General features: G+C 63.6%; 1 pseudogene. It reads right to left on the bottom strand.

Going from position 1 to position 228, the window contains the following annotated elements:
* Positions 1–105 precede the first annotated feature (105 nt).
* Positions 106–228 (bottom strand): annotated as a pseudogene (locus SB725_RS34355) (ABC transporter permease); the annotation flags it as partial.

Genomic DNA, 228 nt, shown 5'->3' with positions numbered 1-228 from the left:
AGCGGGCTTTGCCGCACGCGGTAGCCCAGGTAGGCCAGGCGGGTGCGCCAGCCGCTGGCCTGGGCGGTGGGTTGTGGCAGGGGAATGTTCAAGGGAGCGGACATCTCAACTTACCTCGCCAATGCGCGGATCGATCACCCGGTACAGCAGGTCGATCGCCATGTTCAGCAGCACATAAATGAACGACACCAGGATCGCGAAGCCCATCACCGCCGGGAAATCCAGGGC

Source organism: Pseudomonas sp. SIMBA_041 (assembly GCF_046535095.1).
In the GTDB taxonomy this organism is placed as follows: domain Bacteria; phylum Pseudomonadota; class Gammaproteobacteria; order Pseudomonadales; family Pseudomonadaceae; genus Aquipseudomonas; species Aquipseudomonas mucoides.
The sequence above is the reverse complement of the archived record's forward strand: the minus strand, read 5'-3'. Positions and strand labels throughout refer to the sequence as shown.